Origin of the sequence: Streptomyces mayonensis, from assembly GCF_018982965.1 — a bacterium.
Lineage (GTDB): Bacteria > Actinomycetota > Actinomycetes > Streptomycetales > Streptomycetaceae > Streptomyces > Streptomyces mayonensis.
On record NZ_JACBYP010000106.1, the window covers coordinates 21,087 to 29,092 of the forward strand.

4 protein-coding genes are annotated in these 8,006 nt (G+C 71.7%); all 4 read left to right on the forward strand.

Translation table 11 applies throughout. The features are described from left to right. Positions 1 to 54 precede the first annotated feature (54 nt). Entirely contained in the window at positions 55 to 1,326 is a 1,272-nt protein-coding gene (locus tag HZS56_RS29645; RefSeq protein ID WP_216723884.1) for a Gfo/Idh/MocA family protein, read from the forward strand. Positions 1,327 to 1,342: 16 nt separating this feature from the next. Next, the gene (locus HZS56_RS29650) at positions 1,343 to 2,341 is read left to right on the forward strand and encodes a sugar phosphate isomerase/epimerase family protein (protein WP_216723885.1); all 999 of its coding nucleotides are present in this window, start codon (positions 1,343 to 1,345) and stop codon (positions 2,339 to 2,341) included. Positions 2,342 to 2,719: 378 nt separating this feature from the next. Then, positions 2,720 to 6,385, forward strand: a complete 3,666-nt coding sequence (locus HZS56_RS29655) for a ThuA domain-containing protein (protein ID WP_216723888.1) — start codon at positions 2,720 to 2,722, stop codon at positions 6,383 to 6,385. 182 nt (positions 6,386 to 6,567) lie between these two features. Further along, positions 6,568 to 7,896, forward strand: a complete 1,329-nt coding sequence (locus tag HZS56_RS29660; RefSeq protein ID WP_216723886.1) for an inositol-3-phosphate synthase — start codon at positions 6,568 to 6,570, stop codon at positions 7,894 to 7,896. The last annotated feature ends 110 nt before the right edge of the window (positions 7,897 to 8,006 follow it).

An 8,006-nucleotide genomic window follows, 5' to 3' on the forward strand; every position in this document is an offset into this window, starting at 1 on the left:
GGGCCGGGGCGGGGCCCACCCCCACCGCGCCACCACGACGAGGAGGACATCCGCATGGGACAGCCGCAGCAGCCCGAGGAGGCCGGGGCACCGGCCGCCGGTACGGGGACCGACAGCGGGACCGGTACCGGGCCGACGGGGGCGTCCGCGACCAGACCGCCGCTGCGCGTCGGCATGGTCGGCTACGCCTTCATGGGAGCCGCCCACTCCCAGGGCTGGCGCACCGCCGGCCGGGTCTTCGACCTGCCGCTGAACCCGGTACTGGCCGCGATCTGCGGGCGGGACGCCGACGCCGTCCGCCTGGCGGCCGACCGGCACGGCTGGGAGAGCACCGAGACGGACTGGCGGACGCTGATCGAGCGGGACGACATCGACCTCGTCGACGTCTGCACCCCCGGCGACAGCCACGCCGAGATCGCCCTGGCCGCGCTCGCCGCCGGAAAACACGTCCTGTGCGAGAAACCACTGGCCAACACCGTCGAGGAGGCGGCGGCCATGACCAGTGCCGCCGAGGAGGCGGCAGCGCGCGGCCGGATCGCGATGGTCGGCTTCAACTACCGCCGCGTACCGGCCACCGCGCTTGCCCGGCGGATGGTCGCCGAGGGCCGGATCGGGCGGCTGCGGCACGTGCGGGTGACGTACCTCCAGGACTGGCTGGTGGACCCGGAGGCACCGCTCACCTGGCGGCTGCGCAAGGACCTGGCCGGCTCGGGCGCCCTCGGCGACCTCGGCGCCCACATCGTGGACCTCGCCCAGTACCTCACGGGGGAGCGGATCGCGGGCGTCTCCGCCCTCACCGAGACCTTCGTACGCGAGCGCCCGCTGCCCGCCGGCGCCCCCAGGGGCCTGTCCGCGGGATCGGCGGACGGGGTGACGGGACAGGTGACCGTCGACGACGCCGCCGTGTTCACCGGCCGCCTCACCTCCGGCGCCCTGGTCTCCTTCGAGGCCACCCGCTACGCCACCGGCCGCAAGAACGCCCTGCGCATCGAGGTCAACGGCGAGCGCGGCTCCCTCGCCTTCGACCTGGAGCGCCTCAACGAGCTGGAGTACCACGACGGCACCGAACCCGGGGAGCACGCCGGGTTCCGCCGCATCCTCGTCACCGAACCCGAGCACCCCTACCTCGACGCCTGGTGGCCGCCGGGCCACGGACTCGGCTACGAGCACACCTTCGTGCACCAGGCGCGCGACCTCGTCCACGCGGTCGCCGAGGGCGTGCGTCCCGAACCCTCCTTCGCCGACGGGCTGCAGGTGCAGCGCGTGCTCGCGGCGGTGGAGGAGAGCGCCGGCAAGAACTCCGTCTACACCCCGATCGCCCCCTGAGGAGGCTGGCAGCGACATGCCGCGCAACTTCACCCTGTTCACCGGTCAGTGGGCGGACCTGCCCCTGGAAGAGGTCTGCCGCCGCGCCCGCGACTTCGGCTACGACGGCCTGGAACTCGCCTGCTGGGGCGACCACTTCGAGGTCGACAAGGCCCTCGCGGACCCCTCCTACGTCGACTCCCGCCACCAGCTGCTCGACAAGTACGGCCTCAAGTGCTGGGCGATCTCCAACCACCTGGTCGGCCAGGCGGTCTGCGACGCCATCATCGACGAGCGCCACGAGGCGATCCTGCCCGCCCGCATCTGGGGCGACGGCGACGCCGAGGGCGTGCGGCAGCGGGCCGCGGCCGAGATCAAGGACACCGCACGGGCCGCCGCCAGGTTCGGCGTCGACACCGTCATCGGGTTCACCGGATCCGCGATCTGGCACCTGGTCGCGATGTTCCCGCCCGCGCCCGAGTCCATGATCGAGCGCGGCTACGAGGACTTCGCCGAGCGCTGGAACCCGATCCTCGACGTCTTCGACGCCGAGGGCGTGCGCTTCGCCCACGAGGTCCACCCCAGCGAGATCGCCTACGACTACTGGACCACCCACCGCGCCCTGGAGGCGGTCGGCCACCGGCCCGCCTTCGGGCTGAACTTCGACCCCTCGCACTTCGTCTGGCAGGACCTCGACCCGGTCGGCTTCCTGTGGGACTTCCGCGACCGGATCTACCACGTCGACTGCAAGGAGGCCCGCAAGCGCCTCGACGGCCGCAACGGGCGGCTCGGCTCCCACCTGCCCTGGGGAGACCCGCGGCGCGGCTGGGACTTCGTGTCGGCCGGACACGGCGACGTCCCCTGGGAGGACGTCTTCCGGATGCTGCGCTCCATCGACTACCAGGGGCCCGTCTCCGTCGAGTGGGAGGACGCCGGCATGGACCGGCTCCAGGGCGCACCCGAGGCCCTCACCCGCCTCAAGGCCTTCGACTTCGAGCCGCCCAGCGCGTCCTTCGACGCCGCGTTCAACAGCTGAGCCGCGCGCCCGGCGCCGCAGGCCGGGAACGGGGACCGGAGGTGTCGCCGGTCCCCGGTCCGGCGTGCCCGAATCCCGCTTTGTCCTGAGTTGGGAAAAAGTTGAACGAGTCACGGCCCAAGGGGTGTTGGCTCAGGAAGAACGCGGTTACCGTCCCTGAAGTGTTCAGGACATACACGCCTCCGGGGTGACGGCGCACCCCGGCGCCCGCATCGCACGTCTTCGCACCGTTCCGTACGGCCCACCCGTTCCCGGAGGGACTTCGTGCACAGAACCAGGCTCAAAGGCACCAGGACCAGACTCAAAGGCACCCTCACCGGCACGCTCGAAGGCAGCAGGTCCGGCCTCGGCGGCACCAGGGCCGGGAGGCGTCCCGGACTGCGCACCGCACTCGCCCTGTTCACCGGCCTCCTGCTGACCGTCGGCGCACCGGCCACCGTCGCCGGGGCCCACCCCGGCCACCCGGAGCACGACGAACCGGTGGCCGCCGAGGGGCAGTTCCAGCAGGTACCGCTCGCCAAGGGCGAGGCCGAGACCGGCGAGCCGATGTCGCTGGCCGTGCTCCCGGACCGCAGCGTCCTGCACACCGCCCGCGACGGCACACTGCGCCTCACCGACCAGGGCGGCGTCACCAAGGTCGCCGGCCAGATCCCCGTCTACAGCCACGACGAAGAGGGCCTGCAGGGCGTCGGCGTCGACCCGGACTTCGAGAACAACCGGGCGATCTACCTCTACTACGCCCCGCCGCTCGACACTCCCGCCGGCGACGCCCCGGAGAACGGCACCGCCGAGGACTTCGCGCCCTTCGACGGCGTCAACCGCCTGTCCCGCTTCGTCCTCAAGGACGACGGCACGCTGGACATGGCCAGCGAGAAGAAGGTCCTGGACGTCGCGGCCTCCCGCGGCACCTGCTGCCACGTCGGCGGCGACATCGCCTTCGACGCCGAGGGCAACCTCTACCTGTCGACCGGCGACGACACCAACCCCTTCGCCTCCGACGGGTTCACGCCCATCGACGAGCGCGCCGACCGCAACCCGGCCTTCGACGCCCGCCGCAGCGCCGGCAACACCAACGACCTGCGCGGCAAGCTCCTGCGCATCAAGGTCGCCGAGGACGGCTCGTACACGATCCCGGAGGGCAACCTCTTCGAGCCCGGCACGGAGAAGACCCGTCCCGAGATCTACGCGATGGGCTTCCGCAACCCGTTCCGCATCAGCGTCGACCAGAAGACCGGCACCGTCTACGTCGGCGACTACGGCCCCGACGCCGGCGCGGCCGACCCGAACCGCGGCCCGGCCGGACAGGTCGAGTTCGCCAAGGTGACCGAGGCCGCCAACTTCGGCTGGCCGTTCTGCACCGGGGCCAACGACCCGTACGTCGACTACGACTTCGCCACCGGCACCTCCGGCGAGACGTTCGACTGCGCCGCCCCGAAGAACACCTCGCCGCACAACACCGGCCTCACCGACCTGCCGCCCGCGCAGGCCGCGTGGATCCCGTACGACGACGACTCCGTGCCCGAGTTCGGCAGCGGCTCCGAGTCCCCGATGGGCGGACCGGTCTACCGCTACGACCCCGACCTCGACTCCAGCGTCAAGTTCCCCGAGGAGTACGACGGCGACTTCTTCGCCGGCGAGTTCGGCCGCCAGTGGATCAAACGGATCGAGCAGAACGCCGACGGCACGGTCGCCTCGATCAACGACTTCCCGTGGACCGGCACGCAGATCATGGACATGGAGTTCGGCCCCGACGGCGCGCTCTACGTCCTCGACTACGGCCTCTCCTGGTTCCAGGGCGACGAGAACTCCGGCCTGTACCGCATCGAGAACGCCGCGGACGGCTACACGCCGATCGTCGAGGCGAGCGCCGACAAGACGTCGGGCGCGGCCGGCCTGAAGGTCAAGTTCACCGCCACCGCCGCCGACGCCGACTCCCCGGACCTCACCTACGCCTGGGACTTCGGCGACGGCACCAAGGGCGAGGGGCTCACCCCGACCCACAAGTACAAGGAGGTCGGCACCTACACCGCGACCTTCACCGCCACCGACCCCGAGGGCAACACCGGCAACGCCAGCGTCCGCATCGTGGTCGGCAACACCGCGCCCACCGTGAAGATCGACGTTCCGGGCAACGGCGCCCTGGCCGCCTTCGGCGACCCCGTACCGTTCAAGGTGACGGTCACCGACCCCGAGGAGACGATCGACTGCTCCAAGGTCAAGGTCGCCTACAGCCTCGGCCACGACAACCACGCCCACGAGCTGACCAGCGAGACGGGCTGCGAGGGCACCCTCAACCCGCCGCCGGGCGACGGCGGCCACGACCCCAACGCCAACATCTACGGCGTCGTCGGCGCCAGCTACACCGACGGCGGCGCGAACGGCCAGGAGGCCCTGACCGGCACCGCCCGCACCGTGCTGCAGCCGCTGCACCGCCAGGCCGAGCACTTCACCACCCAGCAGGGCGTGTCGGCCGTCGACAAGACCGGTGCCAACGGCGGCAAGACCGTCGGCGACATCCACGACGGCGACTGGATCTCCTTCAGCCCCTACAAGTTCGACGGGCAGAAGAAGCTGACCGTCCGGGCCTCCTCCGGCGGCTCCGGCGGCTACCTCGAGGTCCGCACCGGCTCGCCGAACGGCAAGCTGCACGGCTCGGCGTACATCCCGCCGACCGGCGGCTGGGAGACCTTCGAGGACGTCGACGTACCGCTGCGGGCGCTCCCCAAGAAGACCACCGAGCTGTACCTGGTCTTCAAGGGCGGCGAGGGCGCGCTGTACGACGTGGACGACTTCGAGTTCTCCAAGGAGCCGTTCAAGCAGGGCAAGAAGGTCCTCGTCTTCTCCAGGACGGCCGGCTTCCGCCACGACTCCATCCCGGAGGGCGTCGCCGCGCTGAAGGAGCTGGGCACCCCGGCCGGCATCTCGGTCACCGCGACCGAGGAGGCGGGACAGTTCACCACGAACAACCTCGCCAAGTACGACGCGGTGGCCTTCCTGTCCACCACCGGTGACGTCCTCAACGACGCCCAGCAGCAGGCCTTCGAGAACTACATCAAGAACGGCGGTGGCTACCTGGGCATCCACGCCGCCGCCGACACCGAGTACGACTGGGAGTTCTACGGCGGCCTCGTCGGCGCCTACTTCGACTCGCACCCGGAGATCCAGAAGGCCACCGTCCGCGTCGAGGACCACGACCACCCGGCCACCGCCCACCTGGACGACGCCTGGGAGCACACCGACGAGCTGTACAACTACCGCACCAACCCGCGCGAGCAGGCCAAGGTCCTCGCCACCCTCGACGAGACGACCTACGAGGGCGGCACCATGAAGGGCGACCACCCGATCGCCTGGTGCCAGAGCTACGGCGGCGGCCGCTCCTTCTACACCGGCCTCGGCCACACCAAGGAGTCCTACGCGGACGAAACCTTCCGCGGCCACCTGCTCGGCGGCATGCAGTACGCCACCGGCCAGGTCAAGGCCGACTGCAAACCGGACAAGGGCTACCGGGACATCTTCAACGGCCAGACCCTGGAGGGCTGGAAGCAGGCCGGACCCGGCAAGTTCAACATCAAGGACGGCACCCTGGAGACCGAGGGCGGCATGGGCCTGCTCTGGTACCAGGCCAAGGAGCTGAAGTCGTACTCCCTGAAGCTCGACTGGAAGATGCAGGGCGACGACAACTCCGGCGTCTTCGTGGGCTTCCCGGCCTCCGAGGACCCCTGGTCGGCCGTGGACAGGGGCTACGAGATCCAGATCGACGCCACGGACGAGGTCGACCGCACGACCGGTTCGATCTACACGTTCAAGGCGGCGAACATCAAGGCCCGTGACCAGGTCCTGCGGCCGCCCGGCCAGTGGAACTCCTACGAGATCAAGGTCCGCGGCGAACGCCTCCAGGTGTTCCTCAACGGAGTCAAGATCAACGACTTCACCAACAAGGACCCCGAGCGGAGCCTGACCGACGGCTACATCGGCCTGCAGAACCACGGCGCCGACGACCAGGTCTCCTTCCGCAACATCCAGCTCAAGGAACTGCCCTCCTAGGGCGACCACCCGTCCCAGGAAGGCGGCGGCACCCGCGGGGTGCCCCGCCCTCCGGGGCGACCGGAACGGCGGCGGGCGGAGGACGCCGGACCTCCGCCCGCCGTCCCGCCGGGCCCCTCACGCCCGGCAGCACACCACTTCCGGCACTCGCACCAGGTTCGCGTACGACAAGGAGGCTGCCCATGTCCGCCGAACCGACCCAGCCCACCCCCTCGACGGCCCCCCGCTTCGGCGTCTGGTTCGTCGGCGCGCGCGGCTCCGTCGCCACCACCGCGATCGCCGGCTGCGCCGCCGTGGCCGCCGGGCTCCATCCGCCGACCGGCATGGTCACCGAGACCGAGCCCTTCGCGGCGAGCGGTCTGCCTGCCCTGTCCTCCCTCGTCTTCGGCGGGCACGACACCGTCGACTGCCCGCTGCCCAAGCGCGCCGAGCACCTCGCCGCGGGCGGCGTCCTGCCGCACGGCCTGCCGTCCGCGGTCCACGCCGAACTCGTCGCCGCGGACCAGGAGATCAAGCCGGGCGGTCCCCTCCCGGGGGACGCGGTCGGCGGGCCCGACGGCGATTCCGGCCGGGGCGACGACGAACTGATCGACGTGTTCGCCGCCGACATCCGCGACTTCGTCGCCCGCCAGGGACTCGCGGGCGCCGTCGTGATCAACGTCGCCTCCACCGAGCCGGCCCCCGACGGCGGCGCGCTGCCGGCCAGCTCCCTCTACGCCGCCGCCGCCCTGCGGGCCGGCTGCCCCTACGTCAACTTCACCCCCTCCACGGGCCTGCACCACCCGGCGCTGGCCCCGCTCGCCGAGGCCTCGGGTCTGCCGTACGCCGGGCGCGACGGCAAGACCGGGCAGACCCTGCTGCGGTCGGTGCTCGGCCCGATGTTCCTCCAGCGGGCCCTCGCCGTGCGCGCGTGGTCCGGCACCAACCTCCTGGGCGGCGGCGACGGCGCCGCCCTCGCCGACCCGGCGGCCGCCGCCGCGAAGAACGCCGGCAAGGAACGCGTCCTCGCCGACACCCTCGGCACCGCGGTCGAGGGAGAGACCCACATCGACGACGTACCGGCACTCGGCGACTGGAAGACGGCCTGGGACCACATCGCCTTCGACGGGTTCCTCGGCGCCCGGATGGTCCTCCAGACCACCTGGCAGGGCTGCGACTCGGCGCTGGCCGCGCCGCTCGTCCTGGACCTGGCCCGCCTGACCGCCCGCGCCCACGAGAAGGGCATCTCCGGACCGCTGGGCGAACTGGGCTTCTACTTCAAGGACCCGGTCGGCGACGGACCCTCGTCCCTGGCCGAGCAGTACACAGAGCTGAAACGCTTCGCCGCCCGACTGCGCGACGGTGCTGTCGGTGATGGGCGTCACGGCGGGGGCGGTGGCGGCGGGCGTGGCGGTGCCGGTGGGCGTGGCGGTGGCGGTGGGCGTGACGGTGCTGTTGGTGGTGGGCGTCGCGGTGACGGCGCCGGCGGCACCGGGCGTGACCGTGCCGGCGAACTCGGGGGCCGCCGATGACCCGCACCGTCGCCGCTGCGGAGGCCGCCGCCTCGCGGGCCGCCCAGTCGTTGAGGGCCATGCCGGCCTCGTACAGGCAGAGGGAGGAGCCGATGGCGAGGAGGGTGCGG